Genomic DNA, 26,062 nt, shown 5'->3' with positions numbered 1-26,062 from the left:
CTCCCTCGGGCAAATTGACCGAGTCGCCCTCGGAACAGGTCCGCGGGATTGACGCCCGGCCCGGGCAGCAGGCACATCCGCTGCATGTGGACCTCTTAAGAAGCCACATCGAGGAGACGCGTCATATGCCGGCAACCGGCCCAGCCCTCGTCACGGGGGCGACTTGCTCATGAGCGGTGCGACTTTGGCCGAACGCCCGGCGGCACCCTCATCCGCTGCCGACGGCGTCCATTCCCGCGTCCTCGCGCTGCGCGACGGTCTCGAACATGGCCTGATCGGTTGCACCGGTCTCGTCGAGCGCCTGCTGATCGGCCTGCTCAGCGGCGGCCATCTGCTGATCGAGGGCGCGCCAGGTCTCGCTAAGACCCGCGCCGTGAAACGGCTCTCGGAAGGCCTCGACGGTTCGTTCGCCCGCGTCCAGTGCACGCCCGATCTGATGCCGGCCGATCTAACCGGCACGACGGTATGGCGCCAGGATGCCGGGATCTTCGAGTTCCTGCCGGGTCCGCTCTTCCACTCCCTTATCCTCGTCGACGAGGTGAACCGCGCTCCGCCCAAGGTGCAGTCGGCCCTGCTGGAGTCGATGGCCGAGAGTCAGATCACCGTGGCCGGCCATACCCACAAGCTGCCGGACCCGTTCATGGTGGTCGCGACGCAGAATCCCATCGAGCATGCTGGTACGTTCCCGCTGCCCGAAGCGCAGCTCGACCGCTTTCTGCTCCACGTCGTCGTCGACATGCCCGACGAGGCTTCCGAGCGGAAAATCCTCGACCTCGTCGAGGGCGAGCTGACCCACCATGCCGAGGCAATGCCGGTGAAGCTGTCGCTGGAGGAGGTTCGCGCGGCGCGCGAGGCGGCGCTCGCCACCTACGTCTCGCCAGCGCTGAAGGATTATCTCGTGCGCCTCGTCGCCGGCACGCGCACCGACTCCGTCTCGCCCGAGCTGCGCGCCGCCATCGAGCACCCCGCCTCGCCACGTGGCACCCTCGCCCTGATGGTGGCCGGCAAGGCGCGCGCCTACCTGCATGGCCGCGACCACGTCATCCCCGAGGATGTCGCGGCGCTGGCGAGCGATGCGCTGGCTCACCGTATCGGCCTGACCTGGCGGGCGGCCGCCGAGGGGCGCACGGCGCGTGGCATCATCGAGGGGCTCGTCGCACAGACGCGGGCGTTGTGAGGGTTCGCGTGGCGCGCCCATGACCGCTTCCCCCAATCCCGCCGACCCGTACCTCTCTCCCGGAATTCATCTCTCCGGCGAGACGCTGATGGGCCTGCGCCATCTCGCCCGGCGTGGTGTCTCGCCTTCGTCGCGCACGCTGGCCGGTCTGCCCGGCGGTATCGTCACGAAGAAGCGCGGGCGCGGCTCGGAGCCCGACGACGTGCGCCTGTGGTCGGAGGGCGACGACATGCGGTTCATCGACCGCAACGCCACCGCGCGCACGGGCGAGCTACATGTGCGCACCCATCACGACGAGCGCGACCGGTCCGTGGTGCTGCTCGCCGATTTCCGCCCCTCCATGCTGTTCGGCACGCGCCGGGCGCTCCGCTCGGTCGCGGCGGCCGAGGCCCTGGCGTTGCTGGGCTGGCGCGTCGTCGGGGATGGTGGCCGTGTCGGCCTGATCGTCGCGAGCGGGGGCGAACCGGTTGTGATCCGTCCCAGCGGCGGCGAGCGCGCGATGACCGCGATCACCGGCGCCATGGCCCAAGCTCACGCTGCGGCGCTCGCCGCCTCTGAAAAGAAAGACCCGCCGCTCGGCGCGATGCTGACGCTCGCCCGCTCGCTGTTGCCATCCGGTGGCCACCTCGTGATGGCGACGTCTCTCGATGAGCCGGGCGCGGATTTCGACAGTCTGCTGACCGTCCTTGCCGAGCGTCTCTCGATCCGGCTGCTCCTCATCTCGGACGCCTTTGAGCGGACGCGGATGCCCGGCTTCTACCCTTTCGCGACACCGGATGGTGTGCGCGGTACGATCCAGGCCGGGCGTTCGGATGCCGCCTCCAAGGCCGCCGACGACCGCCTTGCCGAGATGCACCGCCGCGGCATCGAAGGCCTGCGCATCGACGTGGAGACCGGACCGGAAGCCTATGCGCCGTTGATGGAGCGGCTCGATGCGATGCTGTGAGCGGGAGTCGTCATGAACCCCGACCTCTCTGCCCTGCGTGGCCTTCACCTCCCGTCGACCGGCGGGAACGTCGTGCAGGGTGAGCTCGTCGCTGCGATCGCCCTCGGCTTCGCTGCCGCGCTGATCGTCGGGCTCGCGCGGGTAATGTGGCTCCGGGCACAGACCACGATCCGGCGGGCGGCCCTGAATGAGCTGAGGCGCGTGCGCAGCCTGGATCCAGACTCAAAGCTGACGGCGCAGGCCCGGCTGCTGCGCCGCGTGGTCCGCACACTCGCCGGCGACGAGGCCGCCACCACGCGTGGGACCGCCTGGGCCGGCACCCTCGATCGCACCTTCGCCACGGATTTCTTCAGCCGCGGTGCGGGCCAGATCCTCGTCGAGGGGCTCTATCGTCGGCCCGGCGCCACGGACCCAGCTGCGATCGAAGCCGAACTCGCCCGCCTGTTCTCCCGGATCAAGGGCTGACATGCCGTCCTGGCTCTCCGCCCTCGTCTCGGCCTTCGACCTGGCGACGCCTTACGCGCTTCTGCTGCTGCCCGTGCCGCTGATCGTCGCCCGGCTCATGCCGGCCGAGCGTGAGGGCACCAGCGGCGCGCTGCGTGTGCCGCATTCCCTCGTCGGCGGGGCCGATCGCGGCGAGAGCCTGATCGCCCGCGGTCGCCGACGCACCTGGCTGATCTGGACGCTCTGGCTTGCCCTGGTCGCGGCGCTCAGCGGCCCGCGCATCGTGCTCTCGGCCAATGCCCTGCCCGCCTCGGGCCGCGAGATCATTCTGACGCTCGACCTCTCGGGCAGCATGGAGCGCAAGGATTTTTCGCTGGATGGCGAGACCGTCAGCCGGCTGGCGGCGGTCAAGCGCGTGGGTGCCGGCTTCATTCGCCGCCGGGCGGGAGACCGTATCGGTCTCGTCGCCTTCGCCGACCAGGCCTACGTAGCTGCCGCGCCGACCTTCGACACGGCCTCCGTCGCCCGCACGTTGGAGGAGGCCAATATCGGCCTCGTCGGGCGCTCCACCGGCATTGGCGACGGGCTCGGTCTCGCCTTGAAACGGCTCGCTCCGGCCCAGATCGCGAGCGCGGACGGCAGCGGGCCGCCGCCTTCCTCCGACAAGGTCGTGGTCCTGCTCTCGGACGGTGCCAACAATGCCGGCCAGACCGCGCCGAAGGACGTCGCGGCTCTCGCGAAGGAGCTCGGCGTCCGGATCTACACGATCGCCCTCGGGCCGATCGACATGGCCGACAATCCGAACAACGAGCAGGACGTCGTCGACGTCGAGACTTTGCGCGAGATGGCCGAGATCAGCGGCGGCAAGGCTTTTCGCGTGAAGACCACGGACGATCTCAACGCCGTGGCCGCTTCCATCGACCAGCTAGAGGGCGGCCGCGCGCAGGCTCCGCCGGTGCCTCTGCGGCGTGACCTATGGCCCTGGCCGGCCGCCCTCGCCCTGCTCTGCGCCTGCGGCCTGCTCGCAGTGAGGCGTGACGCATGAGCCTCGACGCCTACGCCCTCCTCCGGCCGCTCTGGCTGCTGGCGATTCCCGTCATCGCGCTGCTGACGCTGCGTGCCGCCTGGCGTTCGGCGCCGCTCGGCGATTGGGTGAAAGCGGTCGATCCGGCGCTGATGGCGATGCTGTCGCGTCGCGGCGCCGTGCTCGGCGGACGCCGTCAGGCCAACGTCGTCGCGGCTTTGGCGGCCGGGCTGATCGCCCTGGCGCTAACCGGGCCGGCCTTCGAGCGCCCCGATGCGACGACCTTCCGAAATCTCGACGCGACCGTGGTGGTGCTCGACCTTTCACGCTCGGTCACGGAGGGGGGGCATTTCAAGGAAGCCCGGCAGGCGGCCGAGGCCGTGGCCCTGGCAGCCGGCAGCCGATCCATCGCACTCGTGATCTATGCGGGCGATGCCTACACCGCCGTCTCGCCGACCACCGACCGCGACTCAATCGGCACCACGCTGTTCGCGCTCGACTCCGACACCGTTCCGGATCGCGGCAGCCATCCCGAGCGCGGCCTGACCCTGGCGCGAAAAATCCTCGGTGAAGCGAACGTCGTCGCGGCCGACGTGGTGCTGATCAGCGACGGCGACGGTATCGGCCAAGCCGCGGAACGCGAAGCAGCCGCCATCCGAGACAAGGGTTGGCACCTGCACGCCCTCTTCGTTCCGGCCGGAAAGGCCTTGCCACCCGGTACGCCGCGGCCGGACCGCGCCGCTCTCGACCGCCTCGCTTCGCAGGGCAGCGGCCGGGTGGCGGATGTCGCGTCCGCCGAGCCGGTGCTCGATCGCGTCGGCGCGAGCACGGCGCAGCATCTCGCCGCCGGCGGCTACAGCGTTCTCGCGTTTCAGGATCTCGGACGCTGGCTGCTGTTGCTGGCGCTGCTGCCCGCGCTGGCCCTCTTCCGGAGGAGCGCCTGATGGCCCTCGCCCCGGATCATCGCCGTTTCCTCGCGGCCCTTCCTGTCGCGCGCAGATGGCGTCGACATGCGCGCCTCGCCGGGCTCGGCTTGGTGGGCGCCGGCATTCTCTCGCTCATGCTGGTCTCGAACCCGCGTAACAGCCTCGGGCGCCTGCTCATGGCTGGCGGCCTGCCCTCTCTCGCTGCAGGCATAATGTCCGACGAGGGCTGGCGCGCCGCTGCGCTCTACGAGGCCGGCCGCTATGCGGATGCGATCGCGATCTTCCGCGCTCAGGGCAAGCGCGGCGCCTACAACCTCGGCAACGCCCTGGCTCGTTCGGGCGATCTCAAGGGCGCGGTCGATGCTTATGACGATGCCCTCGCCTACAATCCGCGTGACGCCGACGCGCAGGCCAACCGCTCCCTCGTGGCCAAGCTGATCGAAGAGGAGATCGACCGCGGCAAGGGCGGCGGCATCGCCAATGCCTCGGCCCAGTACGGCGCCCGTTTCGGCACGACCCAGAACCAGGACAAGGCAGACGACATCCGGGCCACCTCCAGCGGCGAAGGGCTGGCCGGCAACAAGGAGGCCGGCTCCAGCGAATCCCTGCCCGGCACCAGTCCGGTGGCTCGCCGGGGCCGCTCGGAGCAGCAGGCCGTCGATTCCGGTAAGGGGCAGGCCCGTGGCTCCGCCAGCGATGCGGCCGGCCGCGGCCGCCAGGGCTCCGGGTCCGCGATGGTCGCCGCCGCTCCCGAGCGCGAGGCGCGCCGCGTCACCAAAAGCTTCGAGGCCCACGAGATCCATCCCGACCGGCTCTGGCTCCAGACCCTGCCCGATGAGCCCGGCCGCTTTCTCAAGCTGCGGCTGAAGGCGGAGCAGGCGCGCCGGATCGAGGTGGGCACGGCGATCCCGGGAGGCAGCAACCCGTGGTGATTCTCTTGGCGACACGGCTGCGCAGCGCCACCCTCTCCCGCATAAGGGAGAGGGTTTTGGCGCTCCTTGTCGCTCTCGTGCTCGTCCCCCTCCCCGCTTACGCTCTGGATCCTACCGACCTCACGCTCACCGTCACGCCGGAGCTGTCCGGTAACGCCCAGCCCTATGCCCGCGAGATGGTGCTGCTGAAGCTGCGCGGGGTCTATCGCACGCAGATCCTGCTCGAGGAGATGCGCCAGCCCGCGCTGACCAACTTCTCCTGGACCCAACTCGGCCGCGATACCTGGGACCGCACGCGCATGCCGGACGGGCAGATGGCGCTGCTGTTCGAGCGCACCATCGCGATCTTCCCGCAGCATACCGGCACCTTCACCATCGAGCCGTTCACCCACAAGCTGACCATCAACGACAACGGCGATCGCAAGGTGATCGACGTGCGCTCGGAGGCGATCGAGTTCCCTGTTGCAAAATGGACGGCCGAAAACGGCGGCCCCGAAGCGCCCGAGCCCTGGTGGCTGCCGGCGCGCGACGTAACGATCACCGATTCCTGGGATCCCGATCCCGAGACGGTCAACCAGGGAGACACGGCCCGCCGCATCGTCACCCTCGAAGCGCAGGGCATGCTCGCGGAGGGTCTGCCGCCGCGGCCGGTGATGCGCACGCGCGGCATCGTCACCTTCGCGGGGCCGGTGAAGCGCGAGACCATCATCACGCCCACCGGGCCGATCGCGCGGGCGACCTATCAGTGGGATCTCAAGAAGGGCGTCGCCGAGGTGATCGCCCTCGACGGCATCCAGATCCCCTGGTTCGATACCGTCTCGCGCACCATGCGCGTCAGCGAGATCCCGGCCCGGCAAATCGGCGGCGGCCTCCCCGACCGCGAGGACGACCTCAGGCCCCCGAGCCCCGCCTCCTGGGTGACGATCGGAGCGGCCGCCTTTGCGGCTTTCGGACTCGGGCTGGCCCTCATAGGCTTCGGCGCGCGCCGGCCGGTGCTGCGCCTCGGCCGCCCCGACCGGCGGGCGCTGCGACGCGCTGCGGGATCGAACGACCCGGTCGCCTTCCGGGCGGCCTTGGGGAGGGCGATGCAGGCCGAACCGGATCTCGCGCGGGCATGGCACGCCGATCCGCAGGCGGCGGCCGCATTGTCGGCGCTCGACCGGACGGTCTACGGCGCCGTCCCGACATCCGCGCCCGATCTACACAAACTGGCGAAGCTGTTTTCGCAACGTCGGAAAGCGGTCGCGAGCGTGCTCGCCGAGGAGCCGGGATTGGCTCCGCTCGACGGCTGGGGCCGGCCCGCGCGCTGAGCGTGCTCAGCGCTTCGCGACGACCGACTTCTGCGCTTTCTTTTCGGGTGCTGCGCCGGAGATCAGCTTCAGCAGATGCCCCTGGTCGAGGCCCTGCGTGACCGGCTGCGCCACGGCTTGGACACGCTCGACCTTGCGCGGCGTGATCGAGCCGGTCGTCACCGGATCGGGAATTGCGGCCATGGCCGCCGCCGACGCCGGAGCGGCCGGGTCGCGTTGGATGCGCAAGGCCCAGTGGGCCGCAGTGGAGAGAGCGGCGATGGCGAGGATCGCCTTGATGCCGCCCGTGAGTAGGCGCCGCATGATCGATGGCCCGAGGAGACGCAACACGACGCGGAGGGTTCCCCGCGGCATGGCTAGAGTTGCGCGGAAGCGTGAATGAAGCTTCTCACGCATCCGTGATCGGCGTCTCGTCCTGATACAGGCCTGGCGAATTCTGTGGGCCATGCGCCGGGATCGCGGTTCCTGTTCCCCGCGCGCCCGACACGCCGACAGCGACTCGGCCCACTAAGCCTCACAGAGGCGGCGCAGAGAACTGGTCCGCGCCGCTCCGTCACTGCAAGCCCCACCACCACGCAGGCCCGTTCGAGCTCGCGAAACCGTCGCAGGCGCATCGGCTGCGGGGAGGATCGATCTAGGATCGTTGTCGTTCGCCGACAACCGAAGCTCGGCCGGATCTCGTCGCCCCCGCTTGATTTTCGAGCCGAGATTCGCCTGATGGGCGCATGACAGAGCCAGCCGCCCTCCCCCGCCTCGAAGCCAACGCGATCCGTCACGACTGGACGCTTGCGGAGGTGCAGGCCATCCACGACCTGCCGCTGCTGGATCTGGTCCATTGCGCCGGCACGGTGCATCGGGCGCATAACGACCCGGCTGACATCCAACGCGCGGCGCTCCTGTCGATCAAGACCGGCGGCTGCCCCGAGGATTGCGCCTATTGTCCGCAATCGGCCCATCACAAAGAAGCCGGCATGACGCGCCAGCGCCTGATGCCGGTCGATGCGGTGTTGCGTGAGGCTGCCGCCGCCAAGGCGCAGGGCGCCCACCGCTTCTGCATGGGCGCGGCCTGGCGCCAGCCGAAGGATGGCCCCGAGTTCGACTCGGTGCTCGCCATGGTGCGCGGTGTGCGGGGCATGGGCATGGAGGCCTGCGTCACGCTCGGCATGCTCACGGCATCCCAGGCCGAGCGCCTCGCCGATGCGGGGCTGACCTCCTACAACCACAACCTCGATACGGGCCCCGAATTCTATGGGGACATCATCTCGACGCGAACCTACGAGGACCGTCTGCAGACCCTGCAGCATGTTCGCGATGCCGGCATCGGCGTCTGCTGCGGTGGCATCGTCGGGATGGGCGAGCGTGTGCGCGACCGTGTCGAGATGCTGCAACTTCTCGCCAACCACGCGCCGCATCCCGAGAGCGTGCCGATCAACGCGCTGGTGGCCGTCGAAGGCACCCCGCTGGAGGACCGGCCGCCGGTCGATCCGCTGGACCTCGTGCGGATGTGCGCCACAGCCCGCATCGTGATGCCGAAGGCGCGGGTTCGTCTCAGCGCCGGCCGCAAGGGGCTGACCCGCGAAGCGCAGATCCTGTGCTTCCTGGCCGGGGCGAACTCGATCTTCTACGGCGAGCGCCTGCTCACCACCGCCAACAACGAGGCCGACGAGGATGCGGCGCTGCTGCGCGACATCGGCGTCACCGTGCCGGAGATGACGCTGGCGGCTGCCGAGTAGGTCTCACGCGGCCTCGGCCAGCGTCTGCCGATCGGGAATGGTGAGGACGAAGCGTGCCCCCCGCTCGCTGGGATCCAGCCTGAGCGTGCCGCCGTTGAGTTCGGCCAGCTCCGAGGCGATGGCGAGACCGAGGCCGCTCCCGCCGGCGCGCATGGAGCCCTGGAACGGGGCGAACAGATGGGGCTTGGCCCGCTCCGGGACGCCGGGGCCGTTGTCCGACACCGTGATCGTCACCACGCCGTTGTCACGGCGTCCCATTCGGGCGGCCTCGATCGTGACCGTCGGAAAAAGTTCGCTCGTCATATCGAGCGCCTGGACCGCGTTGCGAACGAGATTGGCCAGCGCCCGCGACAGTTGTTCCGGGTCGATATCGGCCATGAGGTCGTTCTGCGATCGGACGACGATCCCGACGGGAACCCGGTGCGAGAGCGCGGCGAGGTCGACGAGTTCGTCGAGGATCGGCGCGAGCGGCACCATCCGCCGCTGCGGATGCCGCTCCGCAGCCCGGCCATAGGCCAGAGTCGCCTCGCAGAAGCGGTTCGCACGGTCGAGCGTCTGCACGAGGCGCGGCGCCACGCGCTGCACGACCGGGTCGGCGACGCCCTCGAGCCGGTCGCCGAGCAGTTGTGCGGTGGTCAGGATGTTGCGCAGTTCGTGGCTGATCTTGCTGACGGACAGACCGAGGCCGGCGAGGCGGCGCGTGTGGCGCAGCTCACCCGCCAAGGCGATCTCCATCCGGGCCAGAGCCTCCTCGGCATCGCCGATCTCGTCGACTCGGCTCGACGGTGCGATCACCCGGTCGGCGCTTTCCGGATCGTCCGCGAAATCGGCGATGTTGCGCGCGAGCCGGCGCATCGGCTGAACGAAGAGCCGCTGCAGGATGACGAAGATCAGGACGGCCGCGATGCACGCGACCGCGAGCGAGGTCAGAAAAAGGCGCGATGAGAAGGCCGCCAGATCCCGCCGAAGCGGCAGCTCGTCGAGCACGACCCTGATCGTGCCGCTGCCGTCGCGCCCGTGTCCGATCACCTCGATCAATGCGGGCGTGGTGCCGGCCAACGCCCGCAACGAGCCGGCGACTCCGTCGAGCCAACCGCTGCCACGAAGGTCGACGAGGTCGGCACGCTCGGTCGCCGCGAGCCCCAGCGAGAGAACCCGACGTCTGCTGCCGCTCTCGACGACGACTTCGCGCGCGTCGACGCCGGTGAGGAGCCGCTGGGTGAGATCGCTGGAGATCGGGTGATCGACCGTCGCATCGAGCACCAGCGCGGCGATCTCGGCTGCCGCGATCCGGTCCGTCAGCCAGCTCGTCCTGTAGCTCGCGACGGCCGGCACGAAGATCATGATCTCAGCGATGGCGACGAAGGCGACCGTCAGCAGGAACAGGCGCACCGACAGCCCGACCCGGCGAACGCTGCGCCGCGGCGCAAGCGGATCGGCGGTCGGAACCACCCGATCCGAAGCGAACTGGCGACTGATGCTGAGTTCCATCCAGACCCCTGGCAGCCCGTGCAAGCGCTTACAACGACACCCGACGCGTCGTCGCGAACGCTCTACGACTTCGACGCCGTAAATCGACTTTTAACAAATGATAACATGTGTGTATCCCCATAATTCGATGCGAACGCGGGGAATTTCGACTGAATACGATCCGGTCGGCGGCACTACGTCGCAGAGGCCGCCAAAGTTTCGTGGTCGGCGGCGACCCCGTGCGCACAGTCTAGTCGCGCGCCGCTTCTGTCTTCAGGCTCTCAAGCCCCGGCGCGCCAGCCATCGGCGCAGACCGACCGAAAGCAGCGCGAAGAGTGCGAGCGCGACCAGGCCGGCGATCATGCCCGGCGTGACGAGGCTACGCAGGTCGAGGGCAGCGTCGCACGGCGCGTCGCCGCGGGCGAGGCAGGCGGTCTTGGCGGCCTCGTGCGCGGCCACGATCTCCTCGAGCCCCGCCCCCGTGGCAGCGTAGACGAAGGCGCCCGGAGCGATGCCGAGCATCGTGGCGAGAATGAAGGTGCGCGGCCGGACCCCGAAGATGGCCGGGCCGAGATTGGTCATCCAGAACGGAAACAGGGGCAGCAACCGCAGGAAGGCCACGTAGCCGAAGGCGTCGCGCCGAAATCCTTCTGCGAGCCGGCCGAGACGGGAGCCGGCACGGCGCAGGAGCAGGTCGCGCGCAGCGTAGCGCCCGATCGAGAAGACGATCGCCGCGCCCGTGGTCGCCGAGCCGATCGCCGTCAGCGCCCCGGTCACGGTGCCGAACAGGAAGCCGCAGATCATGCTGAGGACGAGGCTCGCGGGGACCGAGACGACTACGCAGGCAACGTAGACGGCCGCCGCCACCGCGATCGCCCGCGGGCGGTTCTCGGCGACGGCCTCGTGCAGCCAGGCGCGCGACGCCATGAGGCGGTCCATGTCGAGCAGATGCGCGCCACCCGAGACGAGGATCGCCAGCGAGAGACAGACCAGGAGGACGAGCGGAAGCCAGCGCAGCCACGCCTTGCGCGGCGTCTCCGGGCGCGGTTCGTCGGCGCTGGTCATGGCGAGGGAACCAGCCCGTCAGGCCGCCTTGCGCATTCGCAGGATCTTGAAGAACCCGCCCGGGAAGGTCGGCGCGACGCCGATGAATTCCACGCCGTTGCGGCGCGCCCAGGCCTCGATCCGCGTCGACTTGAAGTCCGAAGACCAGCCGATCTTGGTGCAGAGCGGCGCCACGATCTCCTCGACTCGTGCCACCGGCCCATCGGTCTGACCGAAATGATTGGCGAGCACAATGCCGCCGCCAGGACGCACCACCCGCAGGAACTCCGAGAGCGCGGCCTCGGGGTCCGGCACCAGCGTGATCAGAAACTGAGCCACCACCGCGTCGAAGGCATTGTCGGCGTAGCCGAGGCGGCAGACGTCCATCACCTGGAGTCCGTGGACGTGGGAGAGGCTGCGACGGCGCACCTTGGCGCGGGCGCGCTTCAACATGTCCTCGGACAGGTCGACGCCGCAGACGAAGCTGCCCGGCGGATAGTAGCCGAGCGACAGGCCGGTGCCGACGCCGGCTTCCAGGATGCGGGGACCGTGCTCGACGGCAGCCTCGACGGCGGCGCGGGCGGCGGGCTCGGTGAGCTTGTCGTAGACGACGTCGTAGACCGGCGCCCAGCGGGCATAGGCCTTGCGCATCAGGGCCGTGCTGGGTCCAGCCGCGTTCGCCTCGGGCACTCGCTCGCTCAGCATGTCGTCGATCGTCTCCGAAAGGATTTTGTGCCGTCAGGCGGCCCGCGCGCCAGCTTCGGCGGCGAGAGTTTGGACGCGGCGGATGGTGCCGCCGCCGAGAACGCGGGACCGCTCGCTGGCGTCGGCATAGATCACGCAGGCCTGACCAGGGGAGACGCCGTCCTCCGGCGTCGCCAACACGACCTCGGCGCAGCTGGCCTCGGCATTCCAGTCGAGCCGCGCGGGGCGCGGCGCACGCGTGGACCGGACGCGCACGGCGACCTCCGCTCCGTGCAGCTCCTGCAGCGGGCCTTCCCCGAGCCAGTTCACGTCGTCCAACCGGATGCGGCTCGTCGCCAGTGCCTCGCGGGGCCCCACCACGACGCGGGCGGTGTCGGGCTCCAGCCGCACGACGTAGAGCGGGGCGCCGGCCGCCACCCCGAGACCGCGACGCTGGCCGATGGTGTAGTGGATGATGCCCTCGTGCCGCCCGAGCGAGCGGCCCTCGAGATCGACGATCTCGCCGGGCCGCGTCGCATCCGGACGCAGCTTGGCGATGACGTCGGCGTAGCGACCCTGGGGCACGAAGCAGATGTCCTGGCTGTCGGCCTTCTCAGCAACCGAGAGGCCGAGGTCGCGAGCGAGCCGGCGAGTCTCGTCCTTACCCATTTCGCCGAGGGGGAAGCGCAGGAAGTCGAGCTGGGCCGGCGTGGTCGCGTAGAGGAAGTAGCTCTGGTCTCGGGCCGGATCGAGCGCGCGGTAGAGGCCGCGCCCTCCCCCGGCCTGCGGCCGGCTCGCGACGTAGTGGCCGGTCGCCAGCGCGTCGGCGCCGAGATCGTGCGCCATGCCGAGCAGGTCGCGGAACTTCACCGAGCGGTTGCACTCGACGCACGGGATTGGCGTCTCGCCTGCGAGATAGCTTTCGGCGAAACGGTCGATCACCGCCTCGCGGAACCGGTCCTCGTAATCGAGCACGTAATGCGGAATGCCCAGGGCCTCGGCCACGCGGCGGGCATCGTTGATGTCCTGCCCGGCGCAGCAGGCGCCCTTGCGATGGATCGCAGCGCCATGGTCGTAGAGCTGAAGCGTCACACCGACGACGTCGTAGCCCTCCCGCTTCAGGAGGCCGGCCACGACGGAGGAATCGACGCCGCCGGACATGGCGACGACAACGCGCGTCTCGTGCGGGGACTTCGGGAGGTCGAGCGAATTCATCACGGCAGCATGCGGCCGGCGGGGCCGGATGGGCGCCGGTATAGCGAGCCGGAGGCCCGGTTTCCAGCGATCACACGGCGGCACAAAGACATAGGTCTGCAATGACCTGGGGCCGCTCTCCCGCACCGCCACTGCACGAGCGAGAGCTGCCCAGCCGGGAAGAATCTGCCGGGCTGCGGCAATCTCCACCGAGCATGCCGGCGGATCCTTCGGAGATTATGTCGACTTTGTAGGGGCTTAGAAAATTTTTGGGCTGGCTCGGCCCTTGCTGATGTCTCGACGAAGGAGTGCGTGCCGGATGTCGCTGACGTTGAAGGATGTGGTGGAGAACCAGATGCGGCTGCGCGCATCAGGCCTGCGTCGGGACGCCGCCGATCCGCGCTCTGCGAGCCAGAGCCGGGGCGAGCGCTTTTCCGTCGACACCTCCGAACGGCCGGCAGCCCAGACCCGGCCCTCATCCGCCGACTCGGATGCCGCGAGGACGCAACGATCCCGGACCGACAATCCCAAGCGCCAGGACGATCCGGCGCGAGCCGAGCGGAGCACGGACACCAAGCCCGAGGCTAGACGCGCCGATCGTTCAGATGCCCCGAAGAAGCCAGCCGCACCTGGCCAAGCCGGAAAATCGCAGGATGCCTCCGCCGCGAAGGCAGAATCCACTGAAGCGTCGAAAGGCCAAGCGACCGCCGACAGTCCTGGAACGTCGGAGGCGGTCGGCGGTGACGCCGCGTCCGCTGCGACGCCTGAGGCAGCCACGGTGCCCGATACGTCCTCGATCGTCGCCCTGTTGATCGCTCCGCCGGCCGCCGCTCCGCCGCCGCCTGCGACGGCCCTCGGCGGCGGCGATGCGGCTCCCGAAGACGCATCCGAGGTCGAGGCCGCTGAGGGTGCGACGAAGGGCGCTTCGACGTCCGAGCTCAAGTCCGGTGTGGCGTCCACCGCTGCAGGCGCGGCTGGGCGCGAATTTCAGGCGATGCTCGGCGACTCGGCCGTGGCAGCGCAGCCCGGCGATGCAGGTCCGCAGGTCGCCTCGCGAGGTGACGAAGCTGCCGCTGCGGCGGGTATCACAGCGGCACCGGCTGGTCCGACCGAGGCAAAGGCCGCCGTGGCGGCGCATCAGCCGGCGCAGGCCACACCGACGGCGGCTCCGGTGCCGCTCGGCGCCGTGCCGATGACGATCGGACTGCGCGCGCTCGGCGAGTCGAACCGCTTCGAGATCCGGCTCGATCCGAAGGAACTCGGCCGCATCGACGTATCGATCGACATCGACAAACAGAGCGGAACCGTCGGCGCGCGCCTCGTCGTGGACCGGCCGGAGACGCTCGCGCTTCTCCAGCGCGACGCGTCGAGCCTTCAGCAGGCACTGTCCCAGACCGGTCTCGACGCCAGCGCCGGCATCAGTCTTTCCCTGCGCGGCGACGGCTCCGGCCAGGGCAACGGCAACGCCTTCGGCGCCAACGGCCAGCAGCAGGGCGCCGGCCGACACGATCACACCGGCCAGCAGGCCGGAACCGACCAGACTCTCACCGATCTCGTGCCGCTCCGCTCGCTTGCCGGGCTCGGTCGCGTCGACATTCGCATCTGAGGAGACACGATCATGGCTTCAGGCATTTCGAGCATCGCCAGCGCAGCCTCGTCCTCCGCCGCCGCGGGGACGAGCACCCAGGCGATCGCCGGCAACTTCCAGCAGTTCCTGACGCTGCTGACGACGCAGCTCAAGAATCAGAACCCGCTGGATCCGATGGACACCAACCAGTTCACTCAGCAGCTGGTGCAGTTCGCTGGCGTCGAGCAGCAGCTCAAGACCAACGACCGGCTCGATTCGATTCTCACCAATTCCAAGGCTTCGGCCTCGGCGACGGCGTCCAGCTTCATCGGCAAGTCGATCACGGCGGACGGCACCAAATCGACGCTGGCGGACGGCAACGCGACCTGGACGCTGACGCCCGCACGCGCGGCGACCAAGGCCACCATCACGATCAGCGACGCCAACGGCAACGTCGTCGCCACGAAGTCCACGACGCTGGCAGCGGGAGCCCAGTCCTATAGCTGGGACGGCCGTGGCTCGTCCGGGTTCACACAGGCCGACGGCACCTATTCCATCAAGGTCGACGCCTCCGACGCCACGGGCGCTGCGGTCGCCGTCAGCACCTCCGTGACCGGCACCGTCGACAGCGTCGACCTGAGCGGAAGCGAGCCGGTGCTCTCGGTCGGTACGGCAAAGCTGCCGCTGTCGAGCGTGAAAAACCTTTCTGCAGCAGGTGCTTAGCGTGTTGTCCACATATTGTGCGCGAATTCGAATCAGATTCGATCGGGCTGCTTCAACATATTTTAAGCGGGCGCAAGTAGCTTCGATCTCGACAGGTCAGTCGAGTGTAGAGCGTAACATGACCGAGACACCCCGCCCGAGAGTTAAGTACGTGATCGGGCCAGACGGGTCCCCGCTGACGATCGCGGACCTTCCCCCCGTTTCCACCCGTCGTTGGGTCATCCGCCGCAAGGCGGAGGTCGTGGCTGCCGTCCGTGGCGGTTTGCTGAGCCTCGAAGAGGCCTGCCAACGCTACACGCTGACCACCGAAGAGTTTCTGAGCTGGCAGTTCTCCATCGACCAGCACGGCCTTGCCGGCCTGCGCACCACGCGCATCCAGCACTACCGGCACTGAGACGCGGCCTTCGGGCCGTCCAAAGCTCCGATCCGCATTGGTGAGCCGTGCCCGCAACTGCGGGCGCGGCTCACGTCGTTTCGACGCGTGAAAAGTGCTTTCTTAACCACCCGCTAACCATGGACCCGGCAAATCTTGCCGGGCGGCCCGTCGGGCGCCGCGATCGCTTTCGTGGGCGTATGGTCAGTGAAGTCGGTCCTCGATCTGGTGACGAAGTTCGGGCCGGCACGGCTCGCCGCCATGGCGGCGGTGACGCTCACGCTCGTCGGCTTCTTCGCCTTCGTGATCCTGCGGATGTCGCGCCCCGACATGGGCGTCCTCTTCTCCGACCTGTCGATGCAGGATTCGGCTTCCGTCATCCGTGATCTCGACTCGCGCGGCATCGTCTACGAGACCAGGGGTGATGCCGGCCAGACCATCCTGGCGCCGCGCGCCGACCTCGCCCGGCTGCGCATGGACCTCGCCGGCAAGGGCCTGCCGCAACAGGGCGGCGTCGGCTACGAAATCTTCGACAAAGGCGACGCCTTCTCCTCGACGAGCTTCGTTCAGAACGTCAATCACCTGCGGGCGCTCGAAGGCGAGCTGGCCCGCTCGATCCGCGCCATCGGCCGCGTCCAGGCCGCTCGCGTACACCTCGTCCTGCCGGAGCGCCGCCTGTTCGAGCGCGACCGCGAGGCGCCGAGCGCTGCGATCGTGCTGAAACTCGCAGGCGACCTCGATTCCTCGCAGGTGCGCGCCATCCGCCACCTCGCGGCCTCGTCGGTGGAAGGCCTCAAGCCGGAGCGCGTCTCGATCGTCGACGAGCGCGGCCGGCTGCTGGCCGACGGCGCGCGCGGCGCCGAATCGGAGAGCGGCATCGGCTACGAGGAAAAGCAGACCGGGATCGAGCGCCGCCTGCGCTCGCAGATCGAGGAGATCGTCGCGGGAATCGTCGGCCAGGGCCGCGCCCGCGTGCAGGTCTCGGCCGCCCTCGACGTCAACCGTATCGAGAGCCGGTCCGAGACCTTCGATCCCGAGAGCCGCGTCGTCCGCTCGAGCCAGACCCGAAGCGAGAACGCGCTGACCGGCGGCAACGAAGGCCAGGTCAGCGTCGGCAACGAATTGCCGGGCGCCAACCAGCCGGACAAGCAGCCGAGCCAGAAGGATTCGAACCAGAAGAACGAGGAGACCACGAACTACGAGATCTCCCGCGTCACCAAGACCGAGGTGGTCGAGGCCGGCCGCGTGAAGCGTCTCTCGGTGGCCGTTCTGGTCGACGGCGTCTACGTGCCGGGTGCCGACGGAAAGCCGACCTACCAGCCGCGTCCCGCCCAGGAGATCGACCGGATCACGGCGCTCGTCCGCACCGCCATCGGTTTCGACAAGGCGCGCGGTGATCAAGTCGAGGTGGTCAACCTGCGCTTCGCCGAGGCGCCGACCACTCCGGAATTCTCCGAGCCGACGCTGGTGCAGTCGCTGCTCAGCCCGACGAAGGAAGACATCATGCGCTGGGTGGAGCTCGCTGTGCTCTCCGCGCTCACCGTGCTCGTCCTGATGGCCGTCGTGCGTCCGCTGCTGAAGCGCGTCCTCGAAGCCGAGGCGCCCGTCGCGATGCTCGGCAGCCCCGTCGCCATGGCCGGCCCCGGCGGCGAAATCCCGATTCCGGCCATCGCCACCGAGAACCGGACCGCGACCTTCCTCGAACACGCCAAGCTGAACGGAAAGATCCAGGCCGAGACCGTCGAGCGCGTGGTCGACATGGTGCGCGCCAACCCGAACGAGACCGCCGAGGTTCTGCGCAACTGGATCCACGACAACTGAGATGAGCACCCTCACCCCATCCCGCCCTGAGAGGAACCGGTCATGTCAGCCGGCCTGAACCTCGCCACGCTCGCCAACGGCGATAGTGGCGGCTTCGACCAGCTCACGGGCGCTCAGCGCGCCGCGACGCTTCTCCTGCTGCTCGGCGAGGCCGAGGGCGCGGCGATCTGGCGCCTGCTCGACGAGGAGGAGGTCAAGAAGGTTTCGCACGCGATGGTGCAGCTCGGCTCGCTCGAAGCCGAGACCATCGAGCGGCTGATCGTCGACTTCGTGTCGCGCCTGCCCTCGGGCGGCGGCATCACGTCGAACTACGAGCGCACCGAGTCGCTGCTGCTGAAGATCTTCCCGTCCGACCAGGTCACCTCGATCATGGCGGAGATCAAGGGCGCCTCGGCCAAGCGCGTCTGGGGCAGCCTGACCCAGATCGACCCCGACATCCTCGCCGCCTTCCTGCGCAACGAGTACCCGCAGACCGTCGCCGTCGTGCTCTCTAAGGTGCGGCCGGACTACGCGGCGCGCGTGCTCACCATCCTGCCGGAAGAGTTCGCCATCGACGTGCTCAACCGGATGCTGCGTATGGAGACCGTGCAGAAGGAGGCGCTTCGCCACATCGAGGAGACCCTTCGCGTCGAGTTCGTCTCGACCATCGCGCAGAGCACACGCCGCGATGCCCACGAGCTGATGGCCGACGTGTTCAACGCCTTCGACCGCCAGACCGAGACGCGCTTCCTCGCGGCCCTCGACCAGGGCAATCGCGGTTCCGCCAAGCGCATCCGCGAGCTGATGTTCACCTTCGAGGATCTGCTCAAGCTCGATCCTGGGTCGGTGCAGACGCTGATGCGCACGGTCGACAATGACACACTCTGCCGCGCGCTGAAGGGCGCCGACGAGCGCGTGCGCGGGTTCTTCTTGGCCCAGATGTCGACGCGCGCCGCGAAGAACCTCGGTGACGAGATGAGCTCGATGGGCCCGATTCGCCTCAAGGAGGTCGACGAGGCGCAGGCCAGGATGACCGAGCTCGCCAAGGAACTCGCCGAGAAGGGTGAGATCATGATCGCCAAGAACGGCGGCGAAGAGGAACTGGTCTATTGAACTCGCGGCCATTCCTGTTCGACACGGACTTCCGGCGACCGAACGCTCAGGGCGCCGCGCGCGAGGCTGCGGCCGTCGCCGATGCCGAGTCGCGCGCCTACGCTCGCGGTCTCGAAGAGGGGCGTGCCCAGGCGCAAGCCCAGGCACAGGCTCGTCTCTCCGACGCGCTGAACCGGCTCGCGCTCGCCGCCTCCGGGTTGCTGTCGCAATCCGATGCCCGCGATGCCGAGCGCGAGGACCAAGCTCTCACCTTCGCAACCGCGCTCGCCCGCAAGCTCGCCGGCGACGCCCTCGCCGCGAGCCCGCTCGCCGCCGTCGAGGAGGCGGCGCGCTCCGCGCTCCAGCACGTGCGCGGCGTGCCGCATCTCGTCGTCCGAGTGAACGAAGCCATCGTCGAGGACGCGGAAACCCTGATGAAGCGCCTCGCCCGCGAGCGCGGCTTCGAGGGGCGCCTCGTGGTGCTCGGTGAACCGGATCTCCCGGAAGGCGACGCGCGCATCGAATGGGCCGACGGCGGCATCGTCCGCGAGCGCGCCCGGGTCGAAGAGGCGGCGCTCGACGCCGCCGGAATTCTCTCATCACGGCACGGCTGAGGCACCGCATCCATGGCAAGCGACGATTTCCACCTGCCTCAGCTCGGCGACCTGGACCACTCCTTCGACGGGGCCGGTCCGGAATCCGTGCTCGACGCGCCGACGACGCCCAAGACGGCCTCGGACCTCGAACAGGTCTTCGATGTGCCCGTGGTGGTGTCCGCGGTGCTCGGCTCCTCGCGCATGCCGATCGGCGATCTTCTCCGGCTCGAGCCCGGCGCGGTGCTGGAGCTCGACCGCAAGGTTGGCGAGGCCATCGACATCTTCGTGAACAACCGTCTCGTCGCCCGTGGCGAGGTCGTGCTGGTCGAGGAGCGCCTCGGTGTCACCATGACCGAGATCATCAAGAACGATCACTGATACGAAGCCGGGCCGAGAGGCTTGCGCGAACGGAAAGATTGACCCATGCGGCTCCTCATCGTCGGACGGCTCTCGGGAGAACTCGTCACCGCTTCGAAGATCGCCATGAACCGCGGCGCGGCCGTCACGCACGCTGACGGCATCGAGCAGGGCCTCGCCGTCCTGCGCGCCCGCGGCGGCGACCTGGTGATGATCGAGGTCAGCCTCGACATCCGCCGTTTCGTCACCGCCCTGGCCGAGGAACGGATCCGCACGCCGGTCGTCGCCTGCGGCATCACCTCGGACGCCAAGGCGGCCGTCGCCGCGATCCAGGCCGGTGCCAAGGAGTACATCCCTCTCCCGCCCGATCCGGAGATGATCGCCGCGGTACTGGAGGCTGTCGCCGCCGACGGCCGCAGCTTCGTCTGGCGCGATCCGTCCATGGAGCGCGTCGTCAAGCTCGCCGAGCAGATCGCCCGCTCGGACGCCTCCGTGCTGATCACCGGTGAGAGCGGCACCGGCAAGGAGGTGCTGGCCCGCCACGTCCATGCGCGCTCGAACCGGGCGAACAAGCCCTTCGTCTCGGTGAACTGCGCGGCCATCCCCGAGGCCCTGCTCGAATCCGAGCTGTTCGGCCACGAGAAGGGGGCCTTCACCGGCGCGGTCGCCCGCCGGATCGGCCGCTTCGAGGAGGCCAACGGCGGCACGCTGCTCCTCGACGAGATCTCGGAGATGGACGTGCGCCTGCAGTCGAAGCTGCTGCGCGCGCTCCAGGAGCGGGTGATCGACCGGGTCGGCGGCTCCGCCCCGGTCAAGGTCGACATCCGCGTGCTCGCCACCTCGAACCGGCAGCTCGCCGAGGAGGTGAAGAAGGGCACCTTTCGCGAGGATCTCTACTACCGGCTCAACGTCGTCCACCTGCGCATCCCGGCCCTGCGCGAGCGCCCGGCCGACATCCTGGAACTCGCCGCGCACTTCGCGAAGAAATACGCCGAGGCGAACGGCCTGCCGATGCGTCCGCTCTCCCGCGAGGCGATGGCGCTCGTCACCAAGAGCCCCTGGCGCGGCAACGTGCGTGAACTCGAGAATACGATACACCGCGCCGTGCTGCTCGCCTCGGGTGCCGAGATCGGGGAGGACGCGGTCCTGACGCCCGAGGGCGATGCGATCGGCGCAGCGGCCGGCCCGGCTGAACGCGCGGCTCAGGTCGCCGAGGCTGCAACGCGCGGCCTCGTCGGCCGCACCGTCGCCGACGTGGAGCGCGATCTGATCCTCGACACGCTGGACCACTGCCTCGGCAATCGCACCCATGCGGCCAAGATCCTCGGGATCTCGATCCGCACTTTGCGCAATAAGCTGAACGAGTACGTCCAGGCTGGGATCGGCGTGGCCGAGCCGGGAAGTGTTCGGGCAGTCGCCGCCTACGGCTGAGACGGGATCAGCGGCGGCGTCCGGATTGGGCCTCGGCATCCTGCTTGGCTGCGACGTCGGCCAGCTTCTTGAGCGTGACGTACCGGACGATGTCGATCTCGATGTCGCGGATCGTCTCCTCGACGAGGTGCCGCTGCAGACTCCGCCGCGGATCGTTCGGATCGAGGTTCTCGCGCTCCTGCAGGCGCAGGACGGCTTGGCGAACGACGTCGTAGACGGCGTCGCGCTCTTCCCGGCTCATCGACGGGTTGACCGCACGCGCAACGAGATCTGTGAAATCCGACATGAGGCCTGTGACGGCAAAAGTCCCTCGGCGAGCCTCTATCAGAGGAGCCGGCCCCCGATCCAGCCGGCGAACGGGCCGCGCGACGCGTTACCCGTGCAGGCCGGCCGTTGCGATCAGAGCCTCTGGTCCTTGACGCCGCTGATCAGCAGCGATGCAGAGCTCCAAAGGGCAAAGCAGCAGAAGAACGTGATCAGGAGGACGTGCCCCCGTTCGGGATAAATCGAGGACGCCGGAATTCTGGGCGGTACGAAGGTCGCCAGATAGACCTGCTGCTTGGCCGCCGCGATGCGCGCCCGGTCGAGCATGAGCTGCAGGGATTCGTGGAGCTTTTCGGCGATAGTCTGCTCGACCTTCAGCCCCTCGAATTCGAGCAGCGCCTGGGTGATGTTGTTCGGCGCGCCTGCGGCGAGGCCTTCGTTGGTGAGCTGGTTCCTCAGACGCGTGATCTGGCCATCGACCGCCGCCACGGTCGCGACCAGGGTCTGGATGCCGCGGGAATTCTCGTCGAGCCGCGAGCCGCGCAGCACCTGCAGGTCGTTCTCGGCCTTCAGCTTGTCCTTCTGCAGCTCGGTGATGGTCTTCAGCGTCGACTCGGCCGACTTGACCGGGTCGATGATGCCCCAGGTGTTGCGGAAGCTCTGGAGGGCAACCCGAGACTTCTTGAGACGCTCCTCGGAGGCCAGTGCGTCCTTCTCGGCATGGGATACGAGATCGGCCTGGGCCCGCCGCGAGATGTCGTTGACGAGACGTTCGGACCGCTCGATCACCAGCTTGGAGATCGCCAGTGCATCCTCCGGGGTGAAGGCACGCACCGTCACGGTGATCACGCCCGAGACCATTTCGATATGGGCGTTGACGTGCTGGAGCCAGTACTTGGCCAGCTCCTCCATGGGCTGCCCGTTGCGGTAGCGCGACCAGAAATCGGCCTCGCGGCGCGAGAACATCCCCGCGACGTTCAGCTCGGTCTGCGCCATCTCCGCCATGGCCCGGCTCTGCACGAAGTCGCGGACGATAAAGCTGTCCTGGCTGTTGTGCTTGCCGATGAGGCCGGCGAACTCGCCGCCGCCCGAGGCCTCGCCCATCGGCTCAACGTTGCCGCGCACGGCGAACTTGGCTTCGGCAACGTACTGATCGGACGCAAAGACGAACAGGTAGACGGCCATCAGCGCCGTCGGCAGCAGAACGAAGGCGGCCACGCGCTTGGCGAGAACCACCTGAAGCTTTTCTTCGGGTTTGGGCGCGCTCGGCCTGAGGCCCGGCAGACGCTGCCAGTCGAGCTTCTCCCGGGCGCGGCGCAACAGCGCCATGGCGCCCTTCTGCTCGAGCGGCTCGAGAGTCTCGGTGTCGCGGCGCAACTCCGGCAAGGAGCGGCGGGCTAGGTCCATCAGGCCTTGCAGACCATCACTCGGCCTCGTCTTGGCCTCGCGGTCCCTGACCTCGTCGGCGTTCATTCAATCGGGTCCCTGCGGATCCATCGACGGGTACGAGCCGTCGCGCCCGGATACGAAAGCCCTACCACGGTCGCCGGGCCGGATCGCTCTCGCGTCATCGTCAGGTCTCGTTTTTTTCGGCCCTTTTTGTGGCGCATGCGGCGCTGGGGCGGCGTCGCGGTGGTGGTACCGAAACGGCGCTTCCGCGATACGAGGGTGGGAGACAGACGTCACAGCGCCCGGGATGCGCGAGGAGAAGGCCGCTTGGGCAAGAAGGCAGTTCAGGGCGCGATGCCCGCGACCCGAACGACGATGCGCGCGGCGAAGGCCGATTTCGAAGGCATCGTGGTCGTTTGCGCGAAATGCGCGAAGCGCCAGGGGTTCGCCAAGCGTGATTTCTGCCGCTCGTTGAAGCAAGCATTCCGGCGCGAGACTCGCGGCCGGAAAATCAAGGTCGTGGAAACCGGCTGTTTCGGCCCGTGCCCGAAGCGCCTGATCGCCGTCGCCACCCCGGCCTCGATGAGTTGCAGGCGGGTCATGTTGCTCGATCCCGCGCTGACGGCACCGGAGATCCGAGGATTGCTCCCCGATCTCGGCCTCGACGCTGCCGCGAGGTCGCCGGAAACGACCGGCGGGGGCCGCGACTCGTGAGTTCGCATGGAATGGCCGTCCTCGGGCGGGCGCTGCTGCGCCGTTTGCCCCTCGCCGGCACGGTGCTCGGCGTCGCGTTGGCGCTTTGGCTGATCTCCACCAACGACGTCACCGCCATCGGCGCGGCCTTCGGCCGGATCGGCTTTCTCGGCCTGACGGCCGTCGTCCTGGTGCGCGTCGGGCTGATTCTCCTATGCGGCCTCGCCTGGGCGCGCACCCTCGATGGCCTCGCATCGACCGGGAGCGCGCCCTTCGTCATCCTTCGCTTCGTCCGCGAAGGCATCAACGTGCTGCTTCCGGTGGCCTCCGTCGGCGGCGAGTTCGTGGGTGGGCGGCTTCTGACGTTCTGGGGGATCACCGGCACTCTGGCCGCCGCATCGGTCATGGCGGACATGCTGATCCAGGTTGCCACCGAGATGGCCTTCGTCGTCGTGGGCGTGCTGCTGCTCCAGAAGGTCGAGGGCGAGCAGGCAGCCTCTCTCGCGCGCTGGACGCTCGAAGCCCTCGCGGTGGCGGCGCTGTTGCTCGCGGCTTTCTTCGCCCTGCAGCGCTCCGGGGCGGCCCGGCTCATCGAGCGCCGTATCGTCTCGCTGGGTCGGCACGTCTCCGAGGCCCCGGCAAACCATGAATGTGCCGAACCCGGCGTTCAGGCAGCCCTGGATGCGGTCTGGGCGCGCGGCCGGCGCTTCGGTCTCGCCAAGGCCTTCCTCCTGCATCTCACCGCCTGGTGCCTCGGCGCGGCCGAGATCTGGATCGCGCTGGCCTGCCTCGGCATCGAGATCGGCGTCGCCGAGGTGATCGTGCTGGAATCGCTCTCCCAGGCGATCAAATCCGCGGCCTTCCCGGTCCCGAGCGGACTCGGGGTCCAGGAGGGCGGCTTCGTGATCATCGGCGCCCTGTTCGGGATCGATGCGGGCACCGCCATCGCGCTGTCGCTGGTGAAGCGCGTGCCGGACGTGGTGCTCGGCCTGCCCTCCCTGATCGCCTGGCAGGTCCTGGAGGCGCGGCGTGCGACAGTTCTGCCGGCCGATCCGGTCGTGCGCCCTCGATAGCCGGACCAGGTCTCGGCGCCTGCGGCGAGCCCCTATCCCGATGCACTCGCCTGCCAGGGCGATGATCGGTTATGCATCATTACCGGGTTTGGGATTCTGCTCCGCTGTCGATCCAGTGCGGGCGTCCGGCGCGACGGAGGAGACCGAACCCGGCGAGTGGCGTCGAAGAGAGGGCGGAGGCATGAGCGAGACCATCGAGATCCGGGCCGCGGACGGTACGATCGCCCGCATCGCGCTGCGCGGTGCCGAGCCGGTCTCCTGGCAGGTCGGTGGGCGCGAGTATCTCTGGAACGGCGATCCCGAGCATTGGAACCGGCATGCGCCGTGGCTTTTCCCGGTGGTCGGAGCCTCGGCCGGCGGGATGGTGCGTGTGGACGGCCAGACCTATCCGATGGCGCAGCATGGCTTCGCTCGCGATCTGCCCTTCGGCGTCGTCGCGCAGTCCGAGGATTCCGTGACCCTGCGGCTTGAGGACAGCGACGAGACCCGCCCCCATTATCCCTTCGCCTTCCGTCTCGACATCGACGTGCGGGTCGATGCCGCGCGGCTGCTCTTCGTTGTGAAAGTGGAGAATACCGGCGAGGCGGCGCTGCCCTACTCGGTCGGCTTCCACCCCGCTTTTCCCTGGCCGTTCGCCGACGGTGAGCGCCGGGCTGGCGGGGGCTATCACGTGGTGTTCGACGAGGCCGAGACCCCCGATGTGCCCGAGATCGCCGAGGGTGGCCTCATCGCCGCCGAGACGCGCGCGGTGCCGCTCATGGACAACACGCTTCCGCTTGATCCCGAGATGTTCAAGGAAGCGCTGGTCTTCCTCGATGCGAAGAGCCGCTCGATGCGGTTCGTCGGGCCGGGCGACAAGGCGATCGCCATGGCGGTGCAGGATTTCCCGCACCTCGCCGTTTGGACGAAGCCGACGGCTCCGTTCCTCTCCCTCGAATGTTGGACCGGACATGCCGACCGGGCGGGTTTCGAGGGCGAGTTGGCCGAGCGCGACTCGCAGCGCCTGCTCGCGCCCGGCGCCCAGGCCCTGCACGGAGTAGGCCTCAGCCTCCAGGGCTGAGGCCGGTCCGGCTATTTCCCGACCGCCGTCACCGCGATGCGGACCGCCTCGGACGGCGCATTGCTGACGCTGACGACGAGCGGCTTGGCGTCGACCTTGAAACGCACGCTCTTGCGCAAGGTCGCGCAGCCCTTGCGGCCGCTATGGGCGCCGGGCTTCAGCACTTCGCCGCCCTCCGGCGCCACGTCGATCCAGCCCTCGCCCGAGAGCGTCACCTGGATCTCGCCCGGAGCGGCGGGTGCGGCGACGCGGACATAACCTGCGAAGCTGCCGGGCTTGGGCTCGCGGCTCGGAGCCTGCGGCAGGCCTGCCTCGGCCGCGGGTTTCAGCGTCAGCAACGCGGCCGGGCGGTCGGCCGCCAGGGTCGATCCCGAGGCCGCCGCCTGCAGGTCGGGCGCGGAGAACCAGGCGAGTTCGCGCGCCAGCGGCCAGTCGAAGCTGGCGCAGACGTCCGCCCCGGGCTTGACCGGATCCTCCGCCGCCGCTGCGCCGCCGGCGAGCGCGAGGAGAACGAGGAGGGCCGAGGCGGTCATCCGCATGGGGTTCAGTCCACCGCGATCATGACGTCGGAGCTCTTCACCACCGCATAGGCCTCGGACCCGACGGTGAGCTTGAGGCTGTCCACCGCCTCGTTGGTGATCGACGAGGTGATGACTTGGCCCGGGGCGACCTCGATCTTCACATGCGCCGTGGTGGCGCCCTTCTCGACCGAGACGATCTTGCCCTTGATGACGTTGCGTGCGCTGATCTTCATGACATG

28 protein-coding genes are annotated in these 26,062 nt (G+C 68.8%); 19 read left to right on the top strand and 9 right to left on the bottom strand.

The features are described from left to right. Positions 1 to 169: 169 nt before the first annotated feature. Genes GGR33_RS10240 through GGR33_RS10210 form a run of 7 tightly spaced genes read left to right on the top strand, consistent with a single transcriptional unit; the run spans position 170 to position 6,759 of the window. Positions 170 to 1,177: an AAA family ATPase gene (locus GGR33_RS10240; protein ID WP_183504613.1), complete on the top strand. Its 1,008-nt coding sequence runs from the start codon at positions 170 to 172 to the stop codon at positions 1,175 to 1,177. Positions 1,178 to 1,196: 19 nt separating this feature from the next. After that, the gene (locus tag GGR33_RS10235; RefSeq protein WP_183504611.1) at positions 1,197 to 2,123 is read left to right on the top strand and encodes a DUF58 domain-containing protein; all 927 of its coding nucleotides are present in this window, start codon (positions 1,197 to 1,199) and stop codon (positions 2,121 to 2,123) included. Positions 2,124 to 2,135: 12 nt separating this feature from the next. After that, the gene (locus tag GGR33_RS10230) at positions 2,136 to 2,588 is read left to right on the top strand and encodes a DUF4381 domain-containing protein (protein WP_183504609.1); all 453 of its coding nucleotides are present in this window, start codon (positions 2,136 to 2,138) and stop codon (positions 2,586 to 2,588) included. A gap of 1 nt (position 2,589) precedes the next feature. Beyond that, positions 2,590 to 3,612 carry a VWA domain-containing protein gene (locus GGR33_RS10225; protein ID WP_183504608.1) on the top strand — a complete coding sequence of 341 codons (1,023 nt, stop codon included), beginning with the start codon at positions 2,590 to 2,592 and terminating at the stop codon, positions 3,610 to 3,612. Continuing rightward, positions 3,609 to 4,535: a VWA domain-containing protein gene (locus GGR33_RS10220; protein WP_183504606.1), complete on the top strand. Its 927-nt coding sequence runs from the start codon at positions 3,609 to 3,611 to the stop codon at positions 4,533 to 4,535. Before GGR33_RS10225 ends, GGR33_RS10220 begins: the two co-directional genes overlap by 4 nt. Next, positions 4,535 to 5,449, top strand: coding sequence for a tetratricopeptide repeat protein (locus GGR33_RS10215; RefSeq protein WP_183504604.1), 915 nt, complete (start codon positions 4,535 to 4,537; stop codon positions 5,447 to 5,449). Before GGR33_RS10220 ends, GGR33_RS10215 begins: the two co-directional genes overlap by 1 nt. Positions 5,450 to 5,505: 56 nt before the next feature. Then, positions 5,506 to 6,759: a hypothetical protein gene (locus GGR33_RS10210; RefSeq protein WP_246412943.1), complete on the top strand. Its 1,254-nt coding sequence runs from the start codon at positions 5,506 to 5,508 to the stop codon at positions 6,757 to 6,759. Positions 6,760 to 6,765: 6 nt separating this feature from the next. On the opposite strand, the gene GGR33_RS10205 is transcribed toward GGR33_RS10210, so the two are convergent. Next, positions 6,766 to 7,062 carry a hypothetical protein gene (locus GGR33_RS10205; RefSeq protein WP_183504602.1) on the bottom strand — a complete coding sequence of 99 codons (297 nt, stop codon included), beginning with the start codon at positions 7,060 to 7,062 and terminating at the stop codon, positions 6,766 to 6,768. A 422-nt stretch (positions 7,063 to 7,484) separates the two neighbouring features. On the opposite strand from GGR33_RS10205, the gene bioB reads away from it, so the two are divergent. After that, positions 7,485 to 8,492 (top strand): biotin synthase BioB, encoded by a 1,008-nt coding sequence (gene bioB / locus GGR33_RS10200; protein WP_183504600.1) that lies wholly within the window; start codon positions 7,485 to 7,487, stop codon positions 8,490 to 8,492. A 3-nt stretch (positions 8,493 to 8,495) separates the two neighbouring features. Here the strand turns inward: bioB and GGR33_RS10195 are convergent, their stop codons facing one another. From GGR33_RS10195 to mnmA, 4 genes are all read right to left on the bottom strand, one after another. Further along, positions 8,496 to 9,983, bottom strand: a complete 1,488-nt coding sequence (locus GGR33_RS10195) for a sensor histidine kinase (RefSeq protein ID WP_183504598.1) — start codon at positions 9,981 to 9,983, stop codon at positions 8,496 to 8,498. A gap of 252 nt (positions 9,984 to 10,235) precedes the next feature. Continuing rightward, positions 10,236 to 11,027 carry a TVP38/TMEM64 family protein gene (locus GGR33_RS10190; protein WP_183504597.1) on the bottom strand — a complete coding sequence of 264 codons (792 nt, stop codon included), beginning with the start codon at positions 11,025 to 11,027 and terminating at the stop codon, positions 10,236 to 10,238. Positions 11,028 to 11,045: 18 nt separating this feature from the next. Continuing rightward, complete coding sequence (locus GGR33_RS10185; protein WP_183504595.1) at positions 11,046 to 11,711, bottom strand: methyltransferase domain-containing protein; 666 nt, start codon at positions 11,709 to 11,711, stop codon at positions 11,046 to 11,048. Between the two features lie 33 nt (positions 11,712 to 11,744). After that, on the bottom strand, positions 11,745 to 12,905 hold the full coding sequence (gene mnmA, locus GGR33_RS10180) for a tRNA 2-thiouridine(34) synthase MnmA (protein WP_183505084.1): 1,161 nt from the start codon (positions 12,903 to 12,905) through the stop codon (positions 11,745 to 11,747). A 298-nt stretch (positions 12,906 to 13,203) separates the two neighbouring features. Here mnmA and GGR33_RS10175 point away from each other — a divergent pair, with 298 nt between their 5' ends. From GGR33_RS10175 to flbD, 8 genes are all read left to right on the top strand, one after another. After that, on the top strand, positions 13,204 to 14,490 hold the full coding sequence (locus GGR33_RS10175) for a flagellar hook-length control protein FliK (RefSeq protein WP_183504593.1): 1,287 nt from the start codon (positions 13,204 to 13,206) through the stop codon (positions 14,488 to 14,490). 12 nt (positions 14,491 to 14,502) lie between these two features. Next, positions 14,503 to 15,174 (top strand): flagellar hook assembly protein FlgD, encoded by a 672-nt coding sequence (locus tag GGR33_RS10170; protein WP_183504591.1) that lies wholly within the window; start codon positions 14,503 to 14,505, stop codon positions 15,172 to 15,174. Positions 15,175 to 15,292: 118 nt separating this feature from the next. Continuing rightward, positions 15,293 to 15,568: a CtrA inhibitor SciP gene (gene sciP, locus GGR33_RS10165; RefSeq protein ID WP_147045024.1), complete on the top strand. Its 276-nt coding sequence runs from the start codon at positions 15,293 to 15,295 to the stop codon at positions 15,566 to 15,568. 186 nt (positions 15,569 to 15,754) lie between these two features. After that, the gene (gene fliF, locus GGR33_RS10160) at positions 15,755 to 17,368 is read left to right on the top strand and encodes a flagellar basal-body MS-ring/collar protein FliF (protein WP_183505082.1); all 1,614 of its coding nucleotides are present in this window, start codon (positions 15,755 to 15,757) and stop codon (positions 17,366 to 17,368) included. 42 nt (positions 17,369 to 17,410) lie between these two features. Continuing rightward, positions 17,411 to 18,460 carry a flagellar motor switch protein FliG gene (gene fliG, locus GGR33_RS10155; RefSeq protein ID WP_183504589.1) on the top strand — a complete coding sequence of 350 codons (1,050 nt, stop codon included), beginning with the start codon at positions 17,411 to 17,413 and terminating at the stop codon, positions 18,458 to 18,460. Then, positions 18,457 to 19,053 carry a FliH/SctL family protein gene (locus GGR33_RS10150; RefSeq protein WP_183504587.1) on the top strand — a complete coding sequence of 199 codons (597 nt, stop codon included), beginning with the start codon at positions 18,457 to 18,459 and terminating at the stop codon, positions 19,051 to 19,053. Before fliG ends, GGR33_RS10150 begins: the two co-directional genes overlap by 4 nt. 12 nt (positions 19,054 to 19,065) lie before the next feature. Next, complete coding sequence (fliN, locus tag GGR33_RS10145) at positions 19,066 to 19,413, top strand: flagellar motor switch protein FliN (protein WP_183504585.1); 348 nt, start codon at positions 19,066 to 19,068, stop codon at positions 19,411 to 19,413. 45 nt (positions 19,414 to 19,458) lie between these two features. Then, positions 19,459 to 20,823, top strand: a complete 1,365-nt coding sequence (gene flbD / locus GGR33_RS10140) for a sigma-54-dependent transcriptional regulator FlbD (protein ID WP_183504583.1) — start codon at positions 19,459 to 19,461, stop codon at positions 20,821 to 20,823. Positions 20,824 to 20,830: 7 nt separating this feature from the next. Here flbD and GGR33_RS10135 read toward each other — a convergent pair whose 3' ends face one another. After that, positions 20,831 to 21,109: a hypothetical protein gene (locus GGR33_RS10135; protein WP_183504581.1), complete on the bottom strand. Its 279-nt coding sequence runs from the start codon at positions 21,107 to 21,109 to the stop codon at positions 20,831 to 20,833. Positions 21,110 to 21,222: 113 nt separating this feature from the next. Then, positions 21,223 to 22,560, bottom strand: a complete 1,338-nt coding sequence (locus tag GGR33_RS10130; protein ID WP_183504579.1) for a KpsE/RkpR family capsule polysaccharide export protein — start codon at positions 22,558 to 22,560, stop codon at positions 21,223 to 21,225. Positions 22,561 to 22,695: 135 nt separating this feature from the next. Between GGR33_RS10130 and GGR33_RS10125 the strand changes: the two genes are divergently transcribed. The 3 genes from GGR33_RS10125 (at position 22,696) to GGR33_RS10115 (ending at position 25,302) form a co-directional block, all read left to right on the top strand. After that, a complete protein-coding gene (locus GGR33_RS10125) occupies positions 22,696 to 23,190 on the top strand; it encodes a hypothetical protein (RefSeq protein WP_183504577.1) in 495 nt (164 codons plus the stop codon). Between the two features lie 11 nt (positions 23,191 to 23,201). Then, on the top strand, positions 23,202 to 24,242 hold the full coding sequence (locus tag GGR33_RS10120; RefSeq protein WP_183505080.1) for a flippase-like domain-containing protein: 1,041 nt from the start codon (positions 23,202 to 23,204) through the stop codon (positions 24,240 to 24,242). A 181-nt stretch (positions 24,243 to 24,423) separates the two neighbouring features. Continuing rightward, complete coding sequence (locus GGR33_RS10115) at positions 24,424 to 25,302, top strand: aldose 1-epimerase family protein (RefSeq protein WP_183504575.1); 879 nt, start codon at positions 24,424 to 24,426, stop codon at positions 25,300 to 25,302. 11 nt (positions 25,303 to 25,313) lie between these two features. Here the strand turns inward: GGR33_RS10115 and GGR33_RS10110 are convergent, their stop codons facing one another. Then, positions 25,314 to 25,841 (bottom strand): hypothetical protein, encoded by a 528-nt coding sequence (locus GGR33_RS10110; protein ID WP_183504573.1) that lies wholly within the window; start codon positions 25,839 to 25,841, stop codon positions 25,314 to 25,316. A gap of 5 nt (positions 25,842 to 25,846) precedes the next feature. Then, positions 25,847 to 26,056, bottom strand: a complete 210-nt coding sequence (locus GGR33_RS10105; protein WP_183505078.1) for a TOBE domain-containing protein — start codon at positions 26,054 to 26,056, stop codon at positions 25,847 to 25,849. Positions 26,057 to 26,062: the final 6 nt, after the last annotated feature.

It is taken from the genome of Methylobacterium brachythecii (assembly GCF_014196345.1).
Lineage (GTDB): Bacteria > Pseudomonadota > Alphaproteobacteria > Rhizobiales > Beijerinckiaceae > Methylobacterium > Methylobacterium brachythecii.
Note: the sequence above shows the minus strand (reverse complement) of the source record. Positions and strands in the feature narration are given on the sequence as shown.